Annotated in this window: 12 protein-coding genes; 4 read left to right on the forward strand and 8 right to left on the reverse strand. The window is 37.5% G+C overall.

The window, feature by feature from the left end; genetic code table 11:
• Positions 1 to 473 precede the first annotated feature (473 nt).
• A complete protein-coding gene (locus K4L44_04505) occupies positions 474 to 1,664 on the forward strand; it encodes a hypothetical protein (GenBank protein ID QZE15095.1) in 1,191 nt (396 codons plus the stop codon).
• Between the two features lie 49 nt (positions 1,665 to 1,713).
• Here K4L44_04505 and K4L44_04510 read toward each other — a convergent pair whose 3' ends face one another.
• The 5 genes from K4L44_04510 to K4L44_04530 all read right to left on the reverse strand — a co-directional run bounded on the left by K4L44_04510 (position 1,714) and on the right by K4L44_04530 (position 10,909).
• Positions 1,714 to 4,764 (reverse strand): efflux RND transporter permease subunit, encoded by a 3,051-nt coding sequence (locus K4L44_04510; protein QZE15096.1) that lies wholly within the window; start codon positions 4,762 to 4,764, stop codon positions 1,714 to 1,716.
• 14 nt (positions 4,765 to 4,778) lie between these two features.
• Positions 4,779 to 7,961 carry an efflux RND transporter permease subunit gene (locus K4L44_04515; GenBank protein ID QZE15097.1) on the reverse strand — a complete coding sequence of 1,061 codons (3,183 nt, stop codon included), beginning with the start codon at positions 7,959 to 7,961 and terminating at the stop codon, positions 4,779 to 4,781.
• Positions 7,962 to 7,978: 17 nt separating this feature from the next.
• Positions 7,979 to 8,965, reverse strand: a complete 987-nt coding sequence (locus K4L44_04520) for an efflux RND transporter periplasmic adaptor subunit (protein ID QZE15098.1) — start codon at positions 8,963 to 8,965, stop codon at positions 7,979 to 7,981.
• A gap of 310 nt (positions 8,966 to 9,275) precedes the next feature.
• Positions 9,276 to 9,824, reverse strand: coding sequence for a hypothetical protein (locus K4L44_04525; GenBank protein QZE15099.1), 549 nt, complete (start codon positions 9,822 to 9,824; stop codon positions 9,276 to 9,278).
• A 5-nt stretch (positions 9,825 to 9,829) separates the two neighbouring features.
• The gene (locus K4L44_04530; GenBank protein ID QZE15100.1) at positions 9,830 to 10,909 is read right to left on the reverse strand and encodes a TolB-like 6-bladed beta-propeller domain-containing protein; all 1,080 of its coding nucleotides are present in this window, start codon (positions 10,907 to 10,909) and stop codon (positions 9,830 to 9,832) included.
• Positions 10,910 to 11,616: 707 nt separating this feature from the next.
• Between K4L44_04530 and K4L44_04535 the strand changes: the two genes are divergently transcribed.
• Positions 11,617 to 18,753 carry a T9SS type A sorting domain-containing protein gene (locus tag K4L44_04535; GenBank protein ID QZE15101.1) on the forward strand — a complete coding sequence of 2,379 codons (7,137 nt, stop codon included), beginning with the start codon at positions 11,617 to 11,619 and terminating at the stop codon, positions 18,751 to 18,753.
• Positions 18,754 to 19,193: 440 nt separating this feature from the next.
• On the opposite strand, the gene K4L44_04540 is transcribed toward K4L44_04535, so the two are convergent.
• Positions 19,194 to 20,312 (reverse strand): ISAs1 family transposase, encoded by a 1,119-nt coding sequence (locus K4L44_04540; GenBank protein QZE15102.1) that lies wholly within the window; start codon positions 20,310 to 20,312, stop codon positions 19,194 to 19,196.
• Positions 20,313 to 20,610: 298 nt separating this feature from the next.
• Here K4L44_04540 and K4L44_04545 point away from each other — a divergent pair, with 298 nt between their 5' ends.
• Entirely contained in the window at positions 20,611 to 20,817 is a 207-nt protein-coding gene (locus K4L44_04545) for a hypothetical protein (protein ID QZE15103.1), read from the forward strand.
• Positions 20,818 to 21,461: 644 nt separating this feature from the next.
• Here K4L44_04545 and K4L44_04550 read toward each other — a convergent pair.
• Complete coding sequence (locus tag K4L44_04550) at positions 21,462 to 23,201, reverse strand: hypothetical protein (GenBank protein ID QZE15104.1); 1,740 nt, start codon at positions 23,199 to 23,201, stop codon at positions 21,462 to 21,464.
• 764 nt (positions 23,202 to 23,965) lie between these two features.
• On the opposite strand from K4L44_04550, the gene K4L44_04555 reads away from it, so the two are divergent.
• The gene (locus tag K4L44_04555) at positions 23,966 to 24,154 is read left to right on the forward strand and encodes a hypothetical protein (GenBank protein ID QZE15105.1); all 189 of its coding nucleotides are present in this window, start codon (positions 23,966 to 23,968) and stop codon (positions 24,152 to 24,154) included.
• 335 nt (positions 24,155 to 24,489) lie between these two features.
• Here K4L44_04555 and K4L44_04560 read toward each other — a convergent pair whose 3' ends face one another.
• Complete coding sequence (locus tag K4L44_04560; GenBank protein QZE15106.1) at positions 24,490 to 26,640, reverse strand: DUF5110 domain-containing protein; 2,151 nt, start codon at positions 26,638 to 26,640, stop codon at positions 24,490 to 24,492.
• Positions 26,641 to 26,831: the final 191 nt, after the last annotated feature.

Below are 26,831 nucleotides of genomic sequence, written 5' to 3' on the forward strand. Positions count from 1 at the left end.
TTGTGTTGGTATATAATCATTTACATTATAATTGTTGGTGTGTTATATATAGTGAACAATGATCTACTATTTTCTCCATATTATATTATCTACCTTAAAATTACCTTAAGACACTTTGTTTTCTCAGATGAGACGACTTTTGCCAAATAGTCTACAACTCTTTACATTAACTGTTGGTAGCATTGCTTTGAATATGCTTTTAGGTATCTCTCGTTTTGTTTTTTTTATAAAAGTGTGCTTTGAGTGCATAGGTCCCTTGTAATTTTGTTTACACGTTAGAAAATATAATCCCCATTAACTGTTGGATTTGATCTAATATACCTCCCATAAATAGATCTATAATGATTGAATATAGGGAAGTCCAAGTGTAATTATTTTATAGGATATAATAAAACTAAGATTGAATTCTTTGGGTTAAATGTACCCCGTCTTAGTTGTGTTGTGTCTTTTACTGAGTCCAAAATCAAGGAGTGATGCGTTTGAATAAGTTAATAAAAACCCAAAGTGATGGATCTATTGAAATGTTCGAAGATAAAATGAGGATACGCAATTTTAATAAGTATAGAGATGAAACGTTAATCCAATTTCGTAAGACTTTGGTACGTCGATTGATGAAACAGAATGGAACACAAGAGGTGTCTTTTGATATTGGAGATATTCAAGAGGAAGACAACGAAGGTAAGCCCCAATTAAATTATGACAGTTTTAGATGTAGTCTAAAATGGGGGTTCCATGTTTATAAACGTGATAGAATTGGCCGTAAGACTTTTGTGGATAAAGTGCGGTTAAGAAAACAATTGATTTCTAATTTTACTCGTCAAATAGATTTAAAATGTTTTAATCGGAATCTCTCAATTCCTTGCAATTGTAAGGAGTTAGATCTCGACTGTAAACAAAAATATTCCATACATACGGAATTTACTCGTGCAAATACTAGCATGGATATAAAGCTTGTATTAAGTGAAAATGATAAGAAGAATATTATTTCTCGTAAGCTAGAATCTGATCGAAATGTTCAATATAGGCCTGCATTTAACGATGTCTTATCTTGTAAATTTTACCATGCTCCAGAGTTAATCGAGGATGACTCAGATATAACTTCAGATACAAAGAGTAAAGAAATACGCAATATTATTGCCTACCTTTTTCATTTTGATGATGGAAGCTATATGGTCACTCGTAATCCAAAACCATTTCAAAAACCAAAATTTGTTGTTCCGATTGCCGATGAGGATAAAGATGGATATCTGCTTCAAGGTTACGACAATGGTTATGTCAACAAAGTCTATATCTATTCGATCCTCAATAAATTGTTTGGTATATTATATCGTGAAGGGATGAACAAAGACCAAAATATAATTATGATGGAGGTAATCCCGACAGAGTCTTTAATTGTGTTAAGGTCCAAAAGGGATCATAGGTCTTATGTGAAGGTGTTTGATACCTCTCTTATTTCAACTCATAAGCCTTTAAATCTTAGAGGAGATTGTCTGTTACAAGATCATTTCGACTCTCTAGAGACCGTTTCAATTATTGGTCTCGTCAATAAGAAGAGAGTGGAAAGGCTGATCTCAGTTTCTTCTATAGGATTAGGAAAATGTGTGAATAATTGTCTTTTTGTAAAAGAACTACAATTTATAAATTACCAAAATAAGGTGAATTGATTTTAATTATAGATATCAAACTAACACGGATTACATTGGGGCAACATCGTTACAATTTATTTTGGTCCTTACAGAAATAGAAGTAGCATAATGGCACAAAATAGAGACTAACAAAGGTCCCTAATGTCATACCTCCGATAATCACTAAAGCCAATGGTCTCTGTAAAATACTCCCCAGATCTTCTCCAAAAAGAAAAGGTATAAGTGCTAGAATGGTTGTAATACTAGTCATAAGTATCGGTTTCAATCTTCGACGACCTCCTTCTTCTATGGCATGTTTTATCTCATAGCCTTGGATTCGTAATTGATTGATGGTGTCTATTTTTAGAATGGAGTCATTGATTATAATTCCACACATCACTACGATACCGATCATGGACATAAGATTGATTGCTCCTCCAAAGATCCAAAGAAGAAAGAGTGCTCCTGCAATATCCATCGGTACTTCAAGAAGTACAATAATGGGTTGTACAAGACTCTCGAACTGTGCTGCCAATATAAAATATAACAGAGACAATGCAACAGACAAAACCACTAATAGCTCCTTTAAGGATGCCTCTGTATTGAAAATCTCTCCTCCGAAATTAGCCTGTCCATATCCATATTTCTCTATAAAATGTTTGGCATCATGTTGTATCTCTTTCACTTCTCCTGTTCCAATAGAGGTAAACTTAAATGGGAAGATGACACCTGTTCTATCTGCTTCAATTGTCTTAAACTGATTTTTATGAACTATCGCTACCAATGCTCTTAATGGGATCTGTTTGTTCTTGCTATTGACAACCGTCGTTTCGCCTAGAATTTGAGAGATCGAAGTCGCACGGTCGCATAACATAATAGGGAGCAAGGTGGTGCCATCTCTTAATGCTTCTACCTGTACACTTTTCAGTCGTTGCCTTAGTATGTAATAAATATTTTGTTGAGAGACATGATATCGTGCTAACTTCTTTGGCAACACATGCAGTGATACGTACGACTGGCTAGCGAAGGGCGAAATCTTAGCATAAGGAAAAGCGATATTAAATTGAGATACTAGGTCATTCAGAGAGTCCACCTGCATATATTTTAATGGTTTGTTCGCTTGAATATTCATAACAAGTGGGGCTTTATCTGCTTCAAAAAGCTGTTGAAAAGAGGATTTAGGAGTGGAGATATCCAAGTGGGCAAGGGGGTATCTCTCTTGGATTAACTCACCTACCTGTTTTTCTATATCATCTCTTTTGATTCCACTTCGAAGCTCCCAATATAGCATACACTCATTTTCTGTCAGTGATTCGCTGTTGTTTCGATAGAACTGCTGTGTTCCCACAAAATTATGACTTCGAAGAGTCGTGTTCGCAAATCTTGAAAGCAATGCTCTTACCCTCTTTTCATTCTCACGTACATGGATTCGTTCATTCCAATCGATATGTAATACCATGGTGCTTTTTTGAAGCACAGGGAAGCGCTCTTTATGCATCTGTTTGGCTAGTAATAATGCGATGAGTATCAGTCCAAAGAAAGATGTAAATATACCTTTGCGGTGGGCGAATACCCAATGCCATCCTTTTTCGTACAGATCTGTAGAAGAGAATACCCCAAACGATCTTTGGGTAACGTCGTCTCCTTTCTTCTGGTTGCCTTTTCTGAGCCAAATTAGGTGGTATAGTGTCGGAATTAAAATGATCGATACAATCAATGAGGAGGCTAGTCCTATTGACACTGCCATCGCTTGGTCATAGAAGAGGGCTCCTGAAATACCACTTAGAAAAACCAATGGAATAAATACAGCACAGGTGGTTAAAACAGACGATATAAGAGGTCGAATCACCTCATTGGTCCCATTCACACAGGAGTCGAAGAGTGTGTCGCCAGAAGCTGTTTTTTGCGTGATATTATCAATCACAATAATGGAGTTATCAATCATCATTCCAACCCCCAAAATCAATCCAGAGAGGGAGATAATATTGATGGAGATACCCAATAGATAGAAAAGGAACAGCGAGATGACCAATGATATCGGGACACTTACCCCTATGAGCCATGGTGAACGACCATCTTTTAGAAAAATAAACATCACCAAGAATGCAAGAAGACCTCCCCACCATAGACTTTGGAACAGGTTGTGTATGGCATATTTTAGTATTCCCGTCTGGTCTCTAACGATGGAGTATTCGATGTCGGGAGTATTCTCCTCAAATGATTTTAGTTGTCTGTCGACCTTTTGTGTCAGTGTCTCTAGTTGTGCATCTGACTGCTTTACAATAGCCATGGTAACAGCCTGTTTTTCGTTCCACAAAAAAAGTCCTTTCAGCTCTTTGGGCTCTTTTACCACCTCTGCGATATCTTTTAGTTGTAACAGGTGACCATTTACATTAAAGTAGATCTCCTTCACATCCTGAGTGTTCACTAGTCCATTGGCGAATTGCACTCCGTAACGATATTGTCCATCTTTTACTTCTATGGTTCCGAAATTTTGATTGTGTTGATGTAGTGCATTGGTAATGTCATCCTCTTTGATACCAAGACTCTGCAATTTCTTTTGGTTTGGATAGATCGATATTTGAGATACCCTTTTTCCTGTAATATCTACCATGGCAACCTCAGGCAGTTGTTCCAATCGTCGTCGAACTACATCTTGAACATAACGACTCATCTCTAGTTGTTTTTGGACAGAAGCATGTGGATCTTTCAGTGCGGTATTAATATAAAAGACAGGAATATCGGAGGAAGATGCTTTCAGTATCGATGGGCGTGCTACCTCTTTGGGCATATTTCGAAGGGCTAAATCTACTTTGTCGTTTACCTCATTAAAGGCATAATTAATATTCCGCCCATAGGAGAATCTTAAAGAGATCGTGGCAATGCCATCGCGTGTACTACTCTTCAATTCCTCTAGATACGAAAGCTGTTTTAGTTGTTCCCTAAAGGGTTTTACAATTTCCTGTTCTAATTCTAATGCAGTGCGATCTCCTACATGAAACTGTACGGTGATTTCAGGAATATCGACCTCAGGAATCAAAGAGATTGGTAACTGTAGAGAGGATACGAGTCCCAACATCATAAACGAGATAAATGTGATGATGACCGCAATGGGACGTTTGATTAAAAATTTTACCATAATATATTATTTCTCTATGATTCGATACGTTTTTTTCTATGATCGTCTACTCTCAAGAAGAGTGGTAAACAGACCATCACTACGACGATACTAAACAGTAGTCCTCCGATGGACCCCATGGCTAAGGCGAACCAAAAGTCAGAACTGTTACTTTCTATCAAGAATGGGATCAATCCCAAAATGGTTGAACCGATTGTTAGTAGTATAGGGATGATTTTTTTATTAAAAGAGGATAGATAGTTCTGTAAAGAAGAACGTCTATTTTTATGATTTAGATTATTGTAGCCGTAGATAATATATAGACCACTGTTTACGGTGATTCCCGATAGGAGTATTAACGATGCATAACCTCCCTGTCCAAAGGGATGGTGGGAGAGGATAAAGGTTAAAAATACCCCGATATAGGATAGTGGAATCATCAATACCACCACCAATGGTTGAATTAACGATTCCAATAGGATCGCAGATATGACATAGATAATGATAGCCACCAATAATAGGAGATAGAATTGTTTTTTGTCTTTCGAATCCCATCCATAATGATCTCTAGAAGACTGTTTTATTTTATATCCTATAGGGAGCATGATCGACACCTTCTCTACAATATTTTTCTCCATCTTTTTAGTGAGAATTTTAGGTCCTATAAAATCATAATGGAGTTGAATGACATATTGCTGATTCTCTTTCTCTATTCCTCCAAAGACCATTTCTTTTCGTACGGTTGCCACCTCTTTCAATCTCACTCCTCGATCTTTGCTTTTGATGAGAAGGTTTTGAAGTTGCCAAATATCTATTCCTTTTCCTTGACTAGGAACAATGGATATGGATCTTATATCCCCATTGACACCTACAGAAGGGATCTCTTTTGGACGATAATCATTTGCCTTCAGGTTCTGAAATATGGTAGACAAAGAGACTTTCGCCTTTGCCAACTTGTGGAGGTCAAGATAGGCGATATAGTCATATCTTCTCTTGGTAATTCTATCTCTATTGGCGTGAATAATCACGTTTCTTACTCGCTCCTCTTTCTCTAGAAGGCCTTTGGTTGTATTGGCAAACTCTTGAAGTTGATCGTAGTTATATCCTAAAAGAGTTAAACAATTCGAAGCGTCAACGTTTCTATAGACATTGCTATAACTCTTATCTTTTATCCCAAATATTTGTGTGTCGACACTGCCAGTCTGCTCTGCGAACAATGCAAGATACCCAAAAAGCCATTTAGGAAAATTCCCTTTCTGACTCTCTTTGGTAAATTGGATATGAAGGTTGGCATATTCTGGATAGACATTACTTTTAAACATCGTAATCTCATCATATTCAAGGAGCTTATTTTCTACTTGAGAGATAAATTGATTCATCTGCTCCAATGTTGTTCCATCAGGCATATAGGCATGCATGTCAATGGTTATCTCCCTGGGTGTTTGTCTTGTACTATATGTTTCGTAATAGTGGTTAAAATGGGATATGACTCCTCCGAATAGGGTTTCAAAAATAGGAAGAAAATCCTCTTGTACCCATTCGCTTCCAATACTATGATTGTATGCTTCCACATACCAAGCTTGTCTCTCTCCATGTTTCAACTCATTGGGTCGTTGTCCAACTCTATGGGGAATCAAAAAGAGAGGAATACCAAAGATAAGTAGCCATAAAAAGAGTACCTTTTTACGATGTCGCATCATGCCTTCGATAAATTGTTGATATAGATAGGTCATGCGAGTAACCTTTCTTAATCCTCCGACCTTTTTTCGGCTTTCTAAGGAAGTGAGTGGCATTTTATCCATTAATGCAGGGATAAAGAAGTAGGCGATAGCCAAAGAGACGACCAGATTGATAATCATTACCCATGCAAAATCGGTTAGATTCATTCTCTGTTGTTCCTCTAAAAAGAAGAGAATGGATAGCGCACCAATGGTGGTTAAGGTAGAGGCGAGAATTGCCCAAAATATATTGTTCTCATACTTCTTTTTACGACGCAGAAAGTCTGTTGTCACAATCGTATTGTCGATAATAATTCCTAATGATACGGTAATTCCTGCCAAAGAGTATAGATGAATTTGAACTTTAAACCCTACATATCCAATGATAGCAATAGCCAAGTTGATAATCAACGAGAACAGGATTAAGAGAAGATATCTCCAATCCCTACTGATTAGATATACAAAAGCAAGAAGGATAAGTATTGCCAGTCCCGATCTCATCAAGATATCGTTACGCTCTCTCTTCAACCTCTTTGAAGCATCATATTTTAGATCAAAAAAGATATTCGAAGGGGCACTCTCATGAAGTCTATTCATTTTGTCTCGAATCTTATCTCCGAGAAGTATCTGGTTGGCTCCCTCTACACATTCTATGTTGAGGTAAAGGCTATTTAATCCATTAATTCGGAAGTAGGATTTGGGTTCTTTCTCTTTTTCCAACACCTCTGCGATCTCTCCCAATCGAATCAGTCGACCCTCTTTTTGAGCCACGATAATCTGGTTCCAATGGATCGTATCTTGACTATCCGCTCCTCCACAAAAACAGAATGATTGCCAATGATCCTCTTTTTCGTTGAGATGGAATCTTCCCAATTCTCTCTTCTCAAAGTATTCATATATGGTTCTTTCTACGTCGGTTTCACTTAACCCGAGTCTTTGAAGTCGTCTCTCTTTTAATCGCACCAACCATTGAATAGGTCGTTCTCCAACCACTTTGACACTCTCTACTGCATCGATGGCTCCAATAACAGGAACGATATTTCGGTTTAGATAGGCAACCAATGCTTTATTGCTAGCCTTTCCATTAAACACATAGGTCATCAAGAGGTCGGAATGACCACCTCCTTTATGGGACACAATGGAAGGACGGCTTACTCCCGTAGGTAGTTTGGGGTATAGATTTTTTACAATCGAAGAGATTTCGTAACGGACCGCATCCATATCGGTCTCTTTCTTAAATTGTAGATCCACTTTACCCCTTCCATTATTGGACATAGAGTGTATTTTCTCTATTCCATGGATAGAGGCGAAAGAAGATTCTAATATGGAAGTCACCTCTTGCTCTATAACACGTTTTGTGGTGTTTGGCCAATTAAACGAAACAGAGATCTTGTCTCCCTTATAACTGGGTTTGAGTTGTATGGTCAGTTGCATCATAAGCCCCAAACCGACAATAGCCAATGCCACAAAAATAGCGTTTATTCTAAAGCTATGCTTCATTATATTATGCTTCTCATTTATCGAATAACTTGTATTGGAGTCTTATGAGCTAGATTAAAGTTATTACTTACAACGACTTCATCTCCCTCTTTTATGTCCCCTTCTATGATGGTTACCTCTTGGCTGTTCTCTTCCCCCACCTTGACATATACCCATTCGGCAGTACCATGGTGATGCACGAAGACAACCTTTTTACTTTGACGATAGAGGACTGCACTCTTTGGAACCACCAGACGTTCTCCTGCAAGAGATGAGACGATCACATCTGCTTTCATCCCATCCATTAGGCGATGCTGTGCATTCGACAAAATACCTCTTACATGTACCATCCCATTGGCATCTACAGATGGATCTATAGAAACCACCTCTCCAGTTATTGTATGAGTACGGTCTGCATCGAGGATTATTTTCACTCTTGCCCCTTTGGTAACCTTCAACACCTCCTCTTCGAGAATGGTGAAATCGATCCACACCTTTCTGTCATTTATAATATTACAACACTTCTTATAACTAGTTGTAGGGTTAAACGATTCTGCCTTTAGGTCGGAAATCACACCATGAAAAGGAGCACGAACCTCTACATTTCTGAGGTCTTCTTTCGCACTCTCCAATTCGATGCAGGCACGAGTGTATCCACTCTCTATCTTTGCCATAATGAGTTGTTCCGATCTAATTTTAGTAGTATCTTCAATCGAAGAGACTCCATAAGTTAACAATTTGTCTTTTAGATCTATCAACGACTTATCGTATGCAAGTTTTGCTTTACGGTATTGAACGTTTAACTCTCTTGACTCTAGTTGAGCCAACAGTGCACCTTTGGAAACACGATCTCCATTTGCCACATATACATTCAATATCGTGGAGGCAACTTTAAAAGGGATCGACGCTTTTCGAGTTGCCTTCACCACTCCGTTACTTAGTATCTCATTATAAAAAGGACGTTTGTCTATTTTCTTCACACGAACTTTGGTCTTCAACCTCTCTTGGGGATGCTTCTTTACCATAGAATATGTTTTATCTCTTTGTTCTTTGCATGCCCCAAGGCAGAGTATTATCAAAGAGATAGAGAGTAAAACGATTGTATGTTTTGTGAGTTTGGTACGGTTCATTTTGTAGAAGTGAGGTATGTATCTTGATTGTAATGGTCTGTTTAAACGTTTCAATATCTTATTCATTATAGAGAGCAATCTATCTACTCTCTATAGTGAATGGAGAGTACTTTTTTTGTTCTGTCCAAACCATTGCCATTGGTTTATATTTTATAAATATCCCATTGTTTCTTTATAATCAATGTTGAACAACTCTCATTACACTCTATTTCTCTGTAAATTTGATATGGCTAAAGAAGTTATCATAGTCAAATTTTAATAGTGCTTTCTCATCTTGGTTAAAATCATATTTTAGATTGCAGATCCCATTTTTTACTTTAAATCGAAACTGAAAGTTATAGCTCACTTGTCCATATGCAGTATTCTTGCATTTGCTTACTTTTCCATGAATACCTCCTCGAAGGGTATAATCTTTTGTCTCTAATACCTCCTCAAATTTCAATGGTTTATATGCATTTTTCATCAGAAGATCCACCTTCTCGCTGGTTAATCCATCTTTCGTTCTATGTGTAATCAAGATATTTTGGTGTTTATTACCTTTTCTAGTGAAGGCTTCTACATCTATATTTAGAGTGACCATCTCCCCTAGCTCTGCTTTTTCTGTATAATGGAAGAAATGCGTTTTCGATCTTGAATCAAATTTAAACTTTCCTGGAAATTCAATCTTATATCTATCACAGTCAAAAGTGGTGGTTTGAGCCATCGAGGTAAAATAACTAAGTCCTATGAGTAGTGTGAATAGTATGGTTTTCATCTGGATTAATTTTTAAGGTTATAAGAGAAAATAGTGTTGGACTCAAAAGGAGACGCACCATATAACATCGTGTCATCTTCAGAAACGGCAAAAGATAGAATCAAATGATCTAAATTCAAGCGGTACTGTGGTTTTCCATCCATATCGATGACAAGGATATATGGAAGAACAGAAGGGTTTTCGAAATCTATTGTGGATAATGTCTCTTTACTCTGTTCTAAGATCAAAGCATAGACTCTATTTTTTGTGGTATATATTTCATTCCCATAGATGTAGTTTTTGCTTGAAGGTGCATATTGATTGCCATCAAAAAAAGTTGTTTTTCTCTGTTCAGCATATCGTATCGTTCCCATTTTTTTCATCTCTTGGGTATCGATAATATCGATTTGAGGAAAATTCTGATAGCTTATGAACATCTTCTTATCTTGAGGATCTATGGCATAAGAACCCGCAAATATTTGCCATAGATTTCCTCTTCCTTTATTGGCATCTGATTTACTCAAAAGATCTGTAGGAAAAGGGTATACCTCTTTTGTTGATTTTCCATCCGTGCATTGGAATAATCTTTCAATTTTAGGACCTCTTGGTGTCGTATTTTTAAAATAATAGTTATTGTAAAGACGAAATCCACAGTTTACAGGAAAATAACTTCTATCGAATTCGAAAAGAGAAGTCAGTTTTTTATTGGGTGTCCCTTCTATATTGTATTCATAAATGTTTAACAGGTCACAAAATTCTACCTTATTCCCTTTTACACGAAAAGTATGATTATCAATTTCTCGAGCTATCTCACCCTTTCCTTTTCCTTTATGGAGTTGATTGCCACAGAATTTATAATCCTGCTTCTCATTTTCATATATAGAAAGAAACGTTCCATCTACGTTATTCAGAAAGATTAATTTATTTTCGCTAATACCAATCTTTGTTGGGTTTAATAACTTCCCCTCTACGGAATGTTTCTCTAGCTTTATATCGATGGTTTCAATCTTTGATTGATCTACGGTTTGAATATTGTTTTCTTTCACCTTATTCGTGCAAGACATACCCAATAATAGCACTATAACGAGGTATAATTTCAGGTTCATTCGTTTATGGTTTAAATTAGTTTTCAGTTTTATTGATAGACTAAATATAACTATAAAATATTGAATATTGAATATTCAATATTTTTTCTGAAATGGTAAATTTGAGTGTTCATTTTTTCTGTAATTCTTATCTCATAGAGAGATCGTTTGTATGTTTAGTTTGATCTGAATTTATGACATATTTCAGTACAATAAGCAGATGTCCAGAATGTTTATCTTCTTAATTGCTCTCTAATATCATATATGTCGTCAGTTTGGTTTACACTTAGGAAATTAATAACATATGATTATAATAGATCGTAATAGGATGATTTGTATTCTTGTATTTATTATACCTTATTATGTTTATATTAAATAGATCTTGTCTGTGATAGCTACAGCAATCGGTCTCTATTTTTTACTTATATAATGGATATATCTGTTGTTTAATAGTCGTATTTAGGTGAATATTCTCCTATTTTAATATTGTGTTTTTTTATATCAAAGCAATATATTTAATATAATATTTAATTGATTTAACTTAATTATTGTAGTTTTGTGACGTTAACATCTATTTGTTTATGAAAGTAGGATAGTAGCAACAACAACAGTGAATCCCATTTCACCCCCATTTCTACTTTCTATTTATAGAACCATTCTACCATTAGATGTCCCAACAGTGTATGTGTTGTGTAAAATGAGATTATAATAATTATTAAAGAACAATTATGAATCGACCTTTACACTTATTCAAGAGCCTAGTTTTATTTCTACTATTGGCTCCAGTCTCTTTGTTGGCTCAAAGCCATAAGTATAGCGGAGGGGATGGAACTGAGGGTAGCCCATATCAAATTGGGACTTTAGCAGATCTTAGGCTTCTTTCAGAAACTTCAGATGATTGGAGTAAGCACTTTATTCAAACAGCGAATATTGATGCCACCGAAACAAAAGATTGGAATCCTGGTGATGCCGATGGAGACACATCTACTCCAGATGTACCAATGGGATTTCATCCTATAGGGGATGATCGTTATAGTCAAAGAGGAGAACCTGCCTTTAGAGGAAGTTATAATGGAGCTGGTTATATTATTGATCATCTCTACATCAATTGTCCTTCACAAGATTACGTAGGTCTTTTTGGCTCAATTTCTGGATCTGGTATTCAAAATAAGATCCGCAACTTAGGTGTGACGAATGCACAAATTGTAGGTGCGAATTGTACAGGAACTTTAGTTGGTGTTGCTCAAAATATAACCATTGAGAATTGTTATTCATCGGGGTCTGTAAAAGGACTTCTAAACGTTGGTGGGCTAACTGGAAATACGGAATTTACAACGAAATGTTATAGCACTGCAGTCATTGATTGTACTAATAGTGTAAAAGGAAGTTTAGGTATAGATATTTCAGGGGCCCCTGAAACCAACCATCCAAGTTGTTACTATTTAAGTGAATCTGGAGACAAAGATCCTTATAGTCGAAGTTATGGGGCACCAAGAACTGCTAAAGCATTGGGAGTGATGTCGCAGTATGAGGGATGGAATATTGTTGAAGATTTTGATCTTGTAAAAGGAGCTCCCCCCGTATTGAAAAATATCCATGGTTCTGCTCAATGGGTGATGAATCCACTTGAAGCAGTAGAGCTTACGATCACGGTGACCAATAATGGTAACGCAATTGATCTTGCAAAAGTGATTTGTAATGGAGAGCAGTTTACAGACAAACAAGGAGAAGTAAAGATAAAAGCCTCTACCAATACCACCATTGAGTACCAGATCATGGCATCTGGTTATAATACCATCTCTGGTAGTGTGGAGGTACTAGAAGCATCTGTTTCTACCGAGGTTCGTTTGGATAACGCGTACACTACAGGAACTGGTACTGAGTCCGATCCTTATCAAGTAGCCACTTTTGAACAGCTATGCAACTTATCTCAAAATACCATCGACTGGGACAAACACTTTATTCAAACGGCTGATATCGAAGCATCCGCTTCATCTGAGTTGAACAAAAGCAATGGGGTAGCGAAAGGTTTTTCTCCTATTGGTGACGATCCTACAAACGGAACACGCCAGCAGGTTGCATTTACTGGCTCTTATAATGGAGGTGGTTTTAAGATCGACCAACTATATATCCAACGCCCATCTGAAAACAATGTGGGACTCTTTGGTTATGCAAGCCAATTAGGTCAAAAGATCTATAACTTGGCGATTACCAATGCCAATATCACAGGGGAAGATTATGTGGGTATTGTAGCAGGATCGGCAAAAAATACCAATATTGAGAATCTTTATACCACAGGTACCGTTCATGGAAGTTATAAAGTTGGTGGATTAGCGGGCTTTTGTGGTCGTATTATCCATACTTACAGTACAACCAATGTGGTTTCTTCTACCAATACATGGGGTTCTTTGGGCTGTTTCTATAGCCAATCGGGATCTGTCCACACCAACTGTTTCTATCTAAGTACAAATGGGAGTGCTAATCCAAACAAAAACCACTTCGGTTTGCCATTGCGTTCTAGTCAGATGCAAGACCAAAGCAACTTTACCTCTTGGGACTTCGTTGAGGAGAGTACCAATGGAGACGACAACTATTGGGCTATCTCTCCTTTGGAAAATGGAGGCTTTCCATATCTAACACATGGACGTACGGTTGTTCGTTTGGGGTTGAATGCCTACACTTCTACCTATAGCGAATCGAATGAGTTGAATCCTGCAAACATTACAGGAGCTCCTGCGGGGAAAGATATTCAAATTGCTTTCCGTCCACACACAGACGACAATTCGGCTGCTTGGAATACGAATAAACCAACTAAGGCAGGAGTATATGATGTACAATTGGGGGTTTTGACTTCCGAGACAACCCTTGCAGATCAAGTAGAGATTACCAATGGTTGGACCATCCAAAAGAAAGATGTGGCTATCGTATGGGATGCACTTCCGAATAAAACTTATTTAGATGCTGCCTTTGATCTACAAGCAACCGTTGAAGGAAACGGTTCGATTGTTTATAGCTCTAGTAATGAAGATGTGGCTACCATTTTAGGAAATACGGTAACCATTGTTGGTGCTGGAACCACACAAATTACTGCTTCTTGTGCTGCCACTGAGAACTATAACGCGCCTGCAAATGTAGTGAGATCGTTTACCGTTGATCCTGCAACCGCAACCATTACGTTTGATGCATTGCCAACCAAAACTTATGGCGACGGAGATTTCTCTCTTGATGCAACTTCCGATGGTGACACAGAGGTTACTTATAGCTCTAGCGACGAAACAGTAGCTACGATTGTCGATGGGGTGGTGACGATTCTATCTGCTGGAGAGGCAACCATAACAGCTTCTGCTTTCGCTTCTACGAATTACCTTAAACCGGTGTCTAAAACATCTGTTTTGACTGTGGAGAAGGCACAAGCTTTGATCACTTTTGATGCACTTCCTTCCAAAAGGTATAAGGATGCTGCTTTTGACTTGAAAGCTACGACCAACGGTACAGGAACAATTATTTTTGCTTCTAGTAATGAGAAGGTGGCTACCATTTCCGAAAATACGGTGACCATTGTTGGGGCTGGAACAACCAATATCACGGCCACATTGGCTGAAACCAAAAACTACAAAGTTGCAACGGCTGTGGTCAATCCTTTGGTGGTGAATAAAGCACCTGCTACCATCACTTTTGATGCGGATATGACAGCTACTTATGGGGATGCGGATGTTGTGCTTCATGCCACAGTGGATGGAGATGGAGAGATTGTATATCAATCAGGAGAAGAAAATATCGCTAGAATCGAAGAGAACCTTGTCTCTTTCTTAAATGCTGGACAAACCACCATTACTGCATCGTGCGCAGCTACAGATAACTATTTGGCTGCAATCAACCAAGTGATGATTCTAACTGTAAACAAAGCAGATGCATCGATTCATTTTGATCCATTGGCGTCTAAATCATATGGAGATGCCGTATTTGATCTTCAAGCAACCCGTGTTGGTGAGAGTGCTATTGTTTATCATTCAAGCAATCCTGCTGTCGCATCTGTTTCTGGAACTACGGTTACCATTCACACTCCAGGAGAGACGGTGATAACCGCTAGTTGTGCTGCGTCGTCTAACTATGATGCAGCAACCGATGTTCCACAGACATTGGTGGTAAATAAGGCTTCAGAACAGATCGTTTTCGATGCGATCCCAGCAAAAAAATATGGGGACAATCCTTTCAACCTTTCTGCCTCTGTTCATGGGGATGGGGAGATTACTTATACTTCCGACAACACAGATGTCGCTACGATAGTGAATAATGTGGTTACTATTCATGGTGTGGGGAATGCGACCATCACAGCATCGTGTGCAGCGACTGCTCTATATGAGGCAGCAGATGCGGTATCACATGTTCTGACGGTATCTCGTGCAGATGCTAGCATCGTTTTTAATGCACTGCCTACCAAAACATTTGGAGATGCGTCTTTCCATCTATCTGCTTCTTCGTATGCAGGGGCTGCAATCCAATATGCTTCGGATAATGAAAATGTTGCCCAAGTGCAAAACAATACCGTGACCATCGTAGGGGCTGGTCGTGCTAATATTACTGCATCGTTGCCACAGAGTGAAAACTATTTGGCTGCGGCAGATGTGGTTCGTACGCTTGTGGTGAATAAAGCGACCCCAACCATTGCATTAGATGAGATCTCTGCAAAAACTTTTGGCGACAAACCTTTTGACCTCTCTGCTACTGCTTCTAATGGATTGAAGGTCTCTTATGAGGTGCAGAATACCAATATTGCTACTGTTGCAGGGAATACTGTGACTATAAAGAATGCAGGAACAACAACTGTTGTGGCTCGTACAGAGAACAATCCAAACTTTGTCTCTGTGGAGGCAACATGTAACTTGGTTGTCAATAGAGCGGCAGCTGTGATCCAATTTAAAGAGATTGCAAATAAAACCTATGGTGATAAAATCTTTCGTTTGGAAGCCACTGCATCAGAGAACGCAGCAGTCTCTTTTGAGTCGAATAACGAATCGGTTGCTTCGGTGACTAGAGATGTGGTGACTATTAAGGGAGCTGGAATCGCAGTGATTACCGCTCGTTGTGATGCTTCATCGAATTACGTTGCTTCATCGGTTTCCAAAACACTTACGGTGGAGAAATCCAATGCATCGATCTCATTTGATGCAATTGCTGCGGTTACCTATGGTGATCCTGCTTTCAGCCTAGGTGCTACGTTGAGTCACAATCAAGGAGCATTGGTCTACAGTTCAAGTAATCCTTCTGTTGCTACGGTAATCGATGGAGAGGTAGACATCGTAGGGGCTGGAACCACCACCATTACGGTTTCCAATGAGTCCTCTGATAATTATCTTGCAGCTGCATCGGTGTCTCAAGAGTTGGTGGTAAACAAAGCGAATGCAGTGATTCAATTCGCTCCTCTTTCTAGAAAGAATTTTGGAGAGGCTCCTTTCACACTTCGTGCTACATCTACAGGTGGCGCCTTATCTTATAGCTCTTTAGACCATTCTGTAGCCACGGTTAACGAAGATCAATGTACTCTTGTCGGAGCAGGATCTACTACGATCACAGCAACCAGTGCTGAGAATGCCAATTATAACACTGCTTCGGTACAACGTACTTTAGAGGTGAGCAAAGCCGATCCTCAGTTCTCTTTCGAAGCAATTCCTGTGAAGACTTTCGGTGATGCAGCTTTCGAATTACAGACTTCTACGCTTGCCGATGTTGTTCAGTTTGTTTCAAGTAATCCAGATGTCGCAACAGTCTCTGGTAATGAGGTTACGATTCACAAAGTGGGAGAAACCACCATCACTGCAACTTCTCAAGAGAACGAGAATTATGCAGAAGTTGCAGTATCACACCTGTTAAAGGTGGAGCAGTTTAGTTCAGAGATCTCATTTGATGCCCTAGATGCAAAAACATTTGGAGATGACGCTTTCGAATTGACCGCTATGTCTAATGATAGTAGAGCGATTACTTATGTAAGCAATAATCCATATGTGGCTACCATTCAGAACAATATAGTGACTATTATAGGTGCTGGTTCTACCTTTATTACTGCCTCGTGCGAAGCGACACAAAATGCTTCTAGTGCGTCCGTGACTCGTATGTTGGAAGTGAAGAAAGCCAATACGGTGATCACTTTTGATGCCCTTGCCGATAAAACATTTGGTGATGCTTCCTTTGCATTACATGGTTCGGTGAATGGAGATGGGGAAGTTTTATATACCTCAAGCAACCCAGCCATTGCCTCTATCGACCATAACGAAGTGACCATTCATGGTGCAGGTAGTGTGACGATTACGGCTTCTTGTGATGAGACAAATAACTACCTTGCAGCAACTGCTGTGAGCCATGAGTTGGTCATTGGTAAAGCCCTTGCCACGACCACTTTCGAAGAGATCGCGAACAAAACTTATGGGGATGATGATTTTTCAGTGGTAGCAAACAACAACGGCGATGGAACGATCTTGATGGCTTCAAGTGACCCATCGGTAGCAACCATTCACAATGGTATTATTACAATACAAGGTGCTGGTACTGCTACCATTACCGCTTCTTGTGGTGCCACTGCAAACTACTTAGAGGCCACTATTGTAAGTCGTGACTTGGTAGTAGCAAAAGCATCCCGTGAGATTACTTTTGAAGCACTCGAGGCCAAAGAGTTTGGCGATTCTCAGTTCTATCTACAAGCTTCTACATCAGAGAATGGCGCAATTGCTTATATCTCTAGTAATTCATCGGTGGCAACTGTTGTGGATAATGTCGTGACCATTCACGGTGCGGGTACTACGACTATCACTGCTTCATGTGCAGCCACAGCAAACTATACGAAAGCCGTTTCTGTGGATCAAGAGCTTGTGGTAAACAAAGCGAAGTCTGATATTATCTTTGCTTCTTTGGATGCCAAAGTGTATGGTGATGGTTCTTTTGCTTTAGATGCCAAAGTTACTGGAGATGGAGCAATTGTTTATAGTTCAAGCAATCCAGATGTTGCTTCGATAGAGAATGGAGAGGTTACCATCCTAAAAGCGGGTACTACCACGATTACTGCTTCTTGCGTAGCCACAGCAAACTGTGAAGCGGCAACTCCTGTAAGCCATGAACTAAACGTGGAGAAAGCGACACGCAACATCACTTTTGAGAATATCGAATCCAAACAGTTTGGCGATGCAGCTTTCCCATTGCAAGCAACGGTATCTGATGCATCAGAACTACAATATACTTCAAGCAACCAGAATGTAGCTACTCTGGATCATGGCTTGGTAAGTATTGTTGGTGTGGGTTCTGCTACGATTACGGCTGCATGTGAGGAGACCGAAAACTATAAGGCGATCTCTGCAATCCAAGTGTTGGAGATAGCGGAAGGCGATGGCAATATCACTTGGACGCTTGAGGGACTGTCGTTGGAGATGAAAATAGAGGATCTCTCTTTTGAATTAGAGAAAGCAACCTCTTCGGTTGAGGGAGCAACGATCACTTACACCTCTTCGAATGACGAAGTGTTGACTGTAGAGGATAATCTAGTTACCTTCCATAAGCTTGGAGAAGCAGATATTGTGGCTACCGTAACTGCCCGAAATTATACGGAGGTAGAATCGACAGTTCATGTGAAGGTAGTCTCTAAAACAGGGGTACACGATAGCCCAGTTTATGTAGAGACTATAAAGGTTTATCCAAATCCTGCATCTGAGTTTATCATGGTAGACGGAGCTCAAATGAATGAGATCTCTATCTTCTCAATATTGGGTGCAAAAGTTAATTTTGAACAACAAGAGAACCGAATTGATGTATCGAATTTTGCACGTGGCGTATATATCTTGAAATACCGAAACCAAGTGAAACGATTTATTGTTCAGTAATCTTAAGATATTTTGGATTGTAAAATTCAATCTATTTGATTTCTATTTATTACTACTTTAGTTTAGAAGGAGCCCTGGAAAGGACTCCTTCTTTCTTTTTTATAACAAAATGTAATTTGCCAACTGGTGCATTTGCTTTACTTTTTCGATGAATATCTCCCTTAAGTTTAGATAATCTGATTAACGATGTCATATAGTAAATATGCTGAATATCTATATTTATGATCTATAGTGTGGTATTGTATAATTTAAATATTATTATATTTACTATTTGTTCGCCTTTTATTAGAGAGCCGATTGGGGATATGTCTATCGAGGTTCTAGCTCATCTTGTTTGTTGTTGTTCTGGTTTTTATTGTTTTGATAGATTCAATTGTTTTGTACAATGGTATCTTTTGATTTAGTCTTTTGTCATATCCTACAGGGCTTGTTCATGAAATTTAAGCGGCGAAGAAATCGTGTATTTTATCAGTATTGCGCACAAGCTCTTCTCTTAAAATATTCAAGTTATTGTAGCTATTTATTTTCATTAATCCACTACAAATAAACAACATAACAGAGGATATTGATTTTTGTAATCCATGATCTAATGACTTTAATTTGTCTTCTCCAAAATTAACATCACGAATACGGTTCATTATTTCTATTTTCCAATGACCTCTAATAGCACCAGCAATTTCACCTATTTCCCCATTATAATTGGTGATATAATATCGTGTTTCTGTACTCCTTCTACCTCTCTTTACATTGTGACTCTCTCTTGTCACTTTAATCATATTACATATACCACTATTACTCCATCTAGGCTCTAACATCTCTGTATTGATTGGGAATATTTCGTACCTTCTAATGTCTATTCTTCCATGCGATTTGTCTGTTTCTGTCATCACATCACCTACTTTTATATGATTGGATGTATGCACTAAGTCATCCTTTAATTTCTTCTGATTTGACTTTATTTGAGTCAAATAGAATCGACTATTTTGGTGAATATTAGACAACAGATTTTCTGAATTGTGCATTGCGTCGAGTGTTATCTTTGCCTGCTCTGGCAACTCAAGAATATGATCATAAACAATACTCTTTTCACTCTCTTTTGTCCCATCATAAAAACCTAATAACTGTTGTACATTTGTGTTATGACCAATAGAGTAAACAATACTTAACCCTCTCTTTTTATTGCTTTTAGAATCGATACTTCCTCGAAGTTCTTTACCATCAATAGATATCCATTCTGTAGAAGAGTATACTTCATCACAAATTGTCAAAAAGGACTCATAATCAAACTCAGACAGAATTCTTGTCAACTGAACTCGACTTATACAATGATCAACATCTTTATGTAAACAGATACATAACTTCTCATAATAACGAACCATATTACGATGAATCTTATTTATGCTAAGATGATCGGAACTTGTTAGAATTGAGATAATAAAAAGCGTAATCACAAATGCCAATTCATGCTTTCGTCCTACATGACTCCGATTATCGACTAATTTAACTTGTAATTTCTCATAGAATCTTCTAATTTCGGCACTTGAAAGGTCGTTATTCATAATTTATATCTGTTTTTAGCAATCCAAATATAATATGAATAGTCGACCTTTTATCATTTCAGCAATTCATGAACAAGCCCTGTCATATCCTATAAGTTTGGTCTTAACAATGTGGGTTTTTCGAAGTGCTATTTTTAACTATGATCGTAGCGATATAAAATTTGAAATTGCAAAGAATAAATATTGAAATCCCATCCAGTCATGGTTCCAGACTCTATCTTTAATATGCTTTACGTTGCCAAGACTGTATTAAAGAATGAAATGAAAACTCCGAATCTTTTATGTGATCTCTTCTAAAATGTTGAGCGAAAAACCAAATTCAATCATTATTGAACCATATAGTCCTTACCAAGAAGAGGATCTATGTTTTTTCCGAATTGAGTCGACTGCAATGAATGGTTTTGGAGGTGTGAATAGAGAGCTACACGATATGTATGTGTGTAAAAATACTATCCAATATTTGGGATTTTCTGATTGGATTTGGACTATTGTGGATATTGACTAAACCATCGTTATATACGACAATAATCGGTTGTAATATTCATAAAAGGAGTGCCACAATCGTCTTTTTCTGTATTTATGGCAATCTTATAGCCTACTTTTTAATTACTTTTAATACTCTCTAAGCTTGAGTAAAATATGGATTCAATCCTGACTTTAGATACGTTTTCCTTAGACTTTAGTTACCCTTTGGTTACTCCTAGAGTAACTGAAGGGTAACCAAAGGGTATGGGAACCTAGGGTGAAAGTAGTTATGACCACGGCAAAAATATTGGTAAATAGTACTTGATTTTCATGAAACAAGTGTTATGGATTATTTTTATATGTAAATGTTTATATCTTGCTTTAGATGTAATTCTATAGCATCATTTACAAATATTAATCTATCGATCTATGAAAAAGAGTGTTCTAATAGGATACATTTTATGTGCTATATTATGTGTAGCATATATTATGATGGTTTTGTCTCATGCTCAAGGTATGTTATTCACTGTCGTTCAGTGTTCTGTTGTTCTTGCAATGGTTTTTATGCTTGGAGTACATTTCAATTTATTTGTTAAATTGGTCAAGCTATTAAGCAAGAAATAGAAACATAAAAAAAAGAGCAGATGGAGTGTCTGCTCTTTTTTTTATTGAACTAATAAACTTTTATTCATCCTTTACGACAAATTCAAATACCTTTACACGGCTGTTTTTAAGTTTGTCTGTAGCTCGGACCTTCACGACATAATGCTTTTTGTCTTTGAAAAGATCAAGTTCTGAAAGGTCTAATGTTTTAGGACTTGAGTAGTCGTTGTATGGTGCCCCATTGATGGAGTATTGAATCTGATCTGTACCACTCAATTTATCTGTTGCACCAACATACATCCTCGTATAGTTTGGATACACAGGAATATCCTTTCCATCTTTCTTCTCCGTACCAATCTGTTTGATACTGAAATTTACATATATTTCTGGTGCCGTTCCATCTACATAAACTTCGGATACTTTTGCTGTCTCCTCGTTATTTACGTTATCGATAGAGTGGAAAGTCACTTTGTAAAATCCTTCTTTATCTAGCTTTTGAGACTTTTTATACTCTTTTGCCTCTCCATCATTAATGGTTACAAATGTTTTGGCTACACCGGACCCTTTGTCTCCAGGATAGAGCGTGAATTTGGTGTCTAGACCAATAAAAAGAGTGTCTCTAGTGAAGAACTGTGGTCGATTGTAGTTTATTTGGGTGATGGGACTTTTGTTGTCTAGAAATAGTGTGGTAGAGTGTATTTTTTCCACATTCTCTACTTTATCTCTAGACCAATATGCTACAATATGTTTACCAAACTTTCCCTCTATGGTGAAAGGTTCTTTATAGATATCCTGAGAGGTATGGTCTAGATTTTTATAGGTCTCTTTTACTCCAGCCTTGTTATCCGTCGCTTCAAGAACAAATTTTGAACGCTCCGAAATGTATTGAATCTTACCACTCTTGAAGAAGTCTCCATCCATCTTATAGGTGGTTACAGGAGCGACCTTGTCTAGATATATCTCAATAGAGCTCTCTTTCTCCATGTTCTCCACATTGTCTTTGGCTTGCCAATAGATTTTGTGAACTCCATCTTTTAGGTCTCCTAGTGGTGTACACGTTAGATATTGTTTCATTTTTCTGTTATCTAAACGATAAAATATTCTACGTACTCCTGAAAGAGAGTCGTGGCTTGTAAGTTCGAAACAACATTTAGGAGAGATGATATCATTAAATTGGGGTCCATTGATTTTGTGTTTTGTGGTAGGTGCTTGAGTGTCATAAATAAAATGACGCTCTTTTGCCTTCTCCACATGACCTACTTGGTCCATAGAAAAGTATTTGATGGTATTTTCTCCTTCTATCCACTTGTCAAGAGAGGTCTTGTTCTTTTCGTATGGTGCTCCATTTACCGAGAAATGAGTGGATTCAACTCCTGAAAATCGATCCTTTGCTGTAATGGTCATTTTGGTTTCGGGACCATAGTAGTCAACTCCTGAAGTGCGATATGCATGGACTGCATCGATATGTTGATAGGAGATTGGTGCGGAACCATCTACATATACATCAAATACTACATCAAATCGTGGTTCTACTCGTACATGATTTTTGGGGTCTACAGCCCAGGGGGTGTGAACTGTATTTCTTCCTTCTGAGTCAAAATAGAATGGATTGGCATATTTCGTTGTAGTTTCACTCTTCAATCTCTGCATATCCTTCTTCTCGATCGTGTCGGATGTTAAGTATAGAAACATCGGAAGTTTCTTTGGTACGTATAGTTTTCCCTTCTTATTCGTATAGAAATGAACCTTCTCCTTTGGCTGTTCTTGTGCGATAGATTGGATAGAGATGCATGAAAGTAAAATAAGTACTAGTCTATTCATGGTGTTTAAAAAAATTAAATGTTAAATTGAATGTGTAATATTATGTTATATTTTGGTATAAACAAATGTTATCAATAATAAATATATGTTAATTGTGATATTTGTTCATATTATGATTCTATATTCGTATTGATCCTTATTTGTTTTGAGGGGATTCAGATTATTTTTTGTTTTATAGAAGAGAAGGGGATTGTTTTATAATACGTTTTAGTTAGAGGTTAATGAATTGCTTTTGTATTTATTGTAATTCTATATTCGATAACTCTATCAATGGTTTCTTTTTTGATATGAAGTTGCTATTCCTATTTTAGTTGGTGTACGTGAATATATATCATGAATTAAAAATGGAATAATTTTAGCGTTATCATTTACAATTGATTTTTTTTATAGAGTCTAAATTTAAATATAATGTACAAGGGTACGTAGATCGTCATGATATTGAAATGAAGTATATAAAAGGTTTGAGTTTTATACTGATCAACATAAAGATCTTGTCAATTAGAGTTAGCGGATGAAGTGTTCTGTTTTCACACCAAGACATAATGGAGTGTGTGATAACCTTTTTCTAAGTGAAAAGCCTTTAATTTGATTCTTGCAACCTTTTTATTAAGTGTCTAATTGCTAATAATATTCCTTGGGTTGAATAAATATATCATGACTATCGTGTGTAAAGTTTAATAATAAGCTGTATCGAGTTCGTGTAGCTTCTGAATCTATTACTTAGTGAAAATTTGTTATTAGTCCTAGTATCTTTTCTTATAAGAATGTCTGGAATAAAAACCCTTTTTGAAAAAGGGAGAGCGTGTTATAAGAATAAAGAGTATTATAAAGTTTTTGTGATACTTCGACTAACTGCTGAAAGAGGGAATGCTGATGCACAACGAATGTTAGGCGATTATGAAAGAGACGAGAAACAAAAGAATCCGATGAGAAAGTATTTGACATTGAAGTAATTGTTCCTCCGATTATGAACTTCCACCATGGATTAAAAATTATAGTTTGATCTACGTTCTATTGTTAGGGAGATGTTTATGACTGGATATTATCACTTTCATGTAAAGATTTTTATACAGTGAAGGGAATAATCGTGGTTGTTTGTTGAACGAATAAGTGAATGAGAGGTTGTTGACCCAAAATAGAAAAGCCGTACTCTATGTGAATGGAGTACGGCTTTTGAAATTTAATATTTATTCAATCAAAACTGTTTCATAATCAATGAAATGGTACGAGACAGATGAGTGATAAAAATAATCAAACTATCGTTATCATTGATATTATGAGCAATCAGTTACTTTGTAACAAATTCCCAAGAGATATGTTTTGGTTGCCACTTGCCATTATTTATGATTTCAGTACTAGTTGAAGTTCCATCTCTCTTAAGTTTGATTAAACTATAGTCTCCCTTTTCATAATTTAAAGAAGAGCCATCATCGTTATATAGTTCGAAAGAACCTGATTTGTTACCATATACACGAACTGTGATAGGGGTTTCTAATGTCCATTCAGATGTTTGTCTAATTTTAGGGATCATCGGAATGATTGCCCCGTCTTTTATGAAAAGAGGGATCTTATCTAATCCACATTGCACTGTTATCTTTCCACCTTCTCCAACAAGCTTTCCTGTGTAAAAGTCAAACCAACGCCCTTTAGGAAGAAGGACTTCACGCTTCTTTTGTCCTTCAAACATGGGTGCTACCAATATATAATCTCCCATCATATATTGATCTTTAAGATCTTTGCTCGCTGTTTCTGCATATGGATTCTCCGTATCGTCTAACTTCTTGGATACCTTTATACCCCCTTTTATCTGATGGTCTACTAGTTCCATTGCTCTAAATGGAGGAGTTCCTTTCAAATAGTATTGCGCAAAAGTGGAATAAATATATGGTAGCAGTTGCATGCGAAGAAATGCAACCTCTTGACAAGCCTCGTACACTTCAGGATAGCTCCATGGTTTGGTTCCATTGGCCCATGCATTTAACATCGCAATGGGAGCAAAACAGACAGACTGCATTCTACGAACCCACTCTTCAGATGTTTTGCTCGCACGAACTTCGGGTGTCCATAGCACCCCTGAAAAACTAGAATTGATAAGTGCAGTGATAAAATCTTTATGATTGTAGTAGTCATTGTAGATTACATAAGGATAAGATACGGAGCCTGCGTTGGCTGCACGAATCAGTCCGTAAGTACGTTCATTTTTTGAACGGTATGCATCATTCGTTGTTTTCATTAAGAGAGTGCCATACGTTTGGCGCATCTGCTCTCCGTCTAACCCTGAAGGGAAAGTAGCATAATCGGGCCATAACCAACGATCTAAACCATCCACTTCATCGATCTTAAACCCACTAATTCCTAAATCAAGTTGGTGTTTCTTAATGTGATTCTGAAATACTTTTTGTGCTTCAGGGATGGTATAGTCAGGAATGGTCCCATTCCATACTGTGTGTGATCCGGTATATGGCTCCATCTTTTTGTCTAGATCCGATCCTGGCCATAGATATGGATTACACCAAAGGTTGAGTCGTATGTGATCCTTCTTTAATAATTTCTGGGTAAACTGTTTTGGTGTAGGAAAACGAGTAGAATCCCACTCAAAAGTACATGGATAGGCTTTGCTATGCCAGCCTGGCTCTAGACCAATTACGTCAAGAGGAAATTTCTTCTTTTTGAAATTGTTGATCTCCTCAGTTACCTTTTTCTGGTTATACATAGTAGGAGTTCGGTGCCAAAATCCCAATCCCCATTTAGGAGGTATGAATCCACCACCACAATAGAGGTTAAATTTTTGAACTACTTCCATCATGTTGTCACCTGCAAAAAGGATTACATCGACTCCCGATTCTGGAACAATAATCTCGATATTGTCGGAATATGGCATAGGCTCCCATGTTGGGTCCATATTTCGATCTTTCACTACAGCAGGATTCTTTGCATTTTTGCGTACTCCTGTACCAACATAAACATCAATATATCGTGCTGCATTAATTAATACTCCGTATCCTTTGCTGGATACAAAAAATGGAACAGGTGCATGGTTTCTCCCATTATCTACCCCATTGTAGTGGTCTACATGTAGACGAAATATTTGCCCTCTTCTTTTTACGGTTTTGAAGTTTAATCCTAAACCATAAATTTGCTCTTTGCGTTCTAAGGGAAAACTTAGATAGGTCTTTCCATTCTTTTGAGATATTTCAATCTCATTCTTTGAAAGAGGAAAAGCACTGTTTTTGAATGTTTTTAGTATCTCTGTCTTTGGAGAAGAACCGGAACTAGATAGAAGATCGTATGTTGGACTCTTTCGACTATCGTTTTTCCATACTCCGGGATAGACCTTTTTCCATTTTTTTGAGAGGTTCGATTGGTCTGCGTTTGTGCATCCCATAGCCAAAAAGAGTATCAATAATGGTAATATTATTGACTGGATTCTTTGTTTCATAAGTTTGTTTTATCGTTTATTGTTCAATTTGATCCTTAAAAAACGTGATTTATATCCATATATACAATTTTTATATTGATTTAATTATAAATAAGTTGGATGTTTTGATTGTCGAAAATATCGCAAATGAGTTGTGTCGGTCCTCTGTATAGATCTGTCTGTGTACTAGATAATAGGAGATAATAACGATC

It is taken from the genome of Prolixibacteraceae bacterium (assembly GCA_019720755.1).
Classification (GTDB): domain Bacteria; phylum Bacteroidota; class Bacteroidia; order Bacteroidales; family Prolixibacteraceae; genus Halosquirtibacter; species Halosquirtibacter laminarini.

Bases quoted from the DNA above. Each gene is read 5' to 3' on its own strand.
- K4L44_04505 (QZE15095.1), top strand. From the start codon at position 474: ATGCGTTTGAATAAGTTAATAAAAACCCAAAGTGATGGATCTATTGAA.
- K4L44_04510 (QZE15096.1), bottom strand. From the start codon at position 4,764: ATGGTAAAATTTTTAATCAAACGTCCCATTGCGGTCATCATCACATTT.
- K4L44_04515 (QZE15097.1), bottom strand. From the start codon at position 7,961: ATGAAGCATAGCTTTAGAATAAACGCTATTTTTGTGGCATTGGCTATT.
- K4L44_04520 (QZE15098.1), bottom strand. From the start codon at position 8,965: ATGGTAAAGAAGCATCCCCAAGAGAGGTTGAAGACCAAAGTTCGTGTG.
- K4L44_04525 (QZE15099.1), bottom strand. From the start codon at position 9,824: ATGAAAACCATACTATTCACACTACTCATAGGACTTAGTTATTTTACC.
- K4L44_04530 (QZE15100.1), bottom strand. From the start codon at position 10,909: ATGAACCTGAAATTATACCTCGTTATAGTGCTATTATTGGGTATGTCT.
- K4L44_04535 (QZE15101.1), top strand. From the start codon at position 11,617: ATGAATCGACCTTTACACTTATTCAAGAGCCTAGTTTTATTTCTACTA.
- K4L44_04540 (QZE15102.1), bottom strand. From the start codon at position 20,312: ATGAATAACGACCTTTCAAGTGCCGAAATTAGAAGATTCTATGAGAAA.
- K4L44_04545 (QZE15103.1), top strand. From the start codon at position 20,611: ATGTTGAGCGAAAAACCAAATTCAATCATTATTGAACCATATAGTCCT.
- K4L44_04550 (QZE15104.1), bottom strand. From the start codon at position 23,201: ATGAATAGACTAGTACTTATTTTACTTTCATGCATCTCTATCCAATCT.
- K4L44_04555 (QZE15105.1), top strand. From the start codon at position 23,966: ATGTCTGGAATAAAAACCCTTTTTGAAAAAGGGAGAGCGTGTTATAAG.
- K4L44_04560 (QZE15106.1), bottom strand. From the start codon at position 26,640: ATGAAACAAAGAATCCAGTCAATAATATTACCATTATTGATACTCTTT.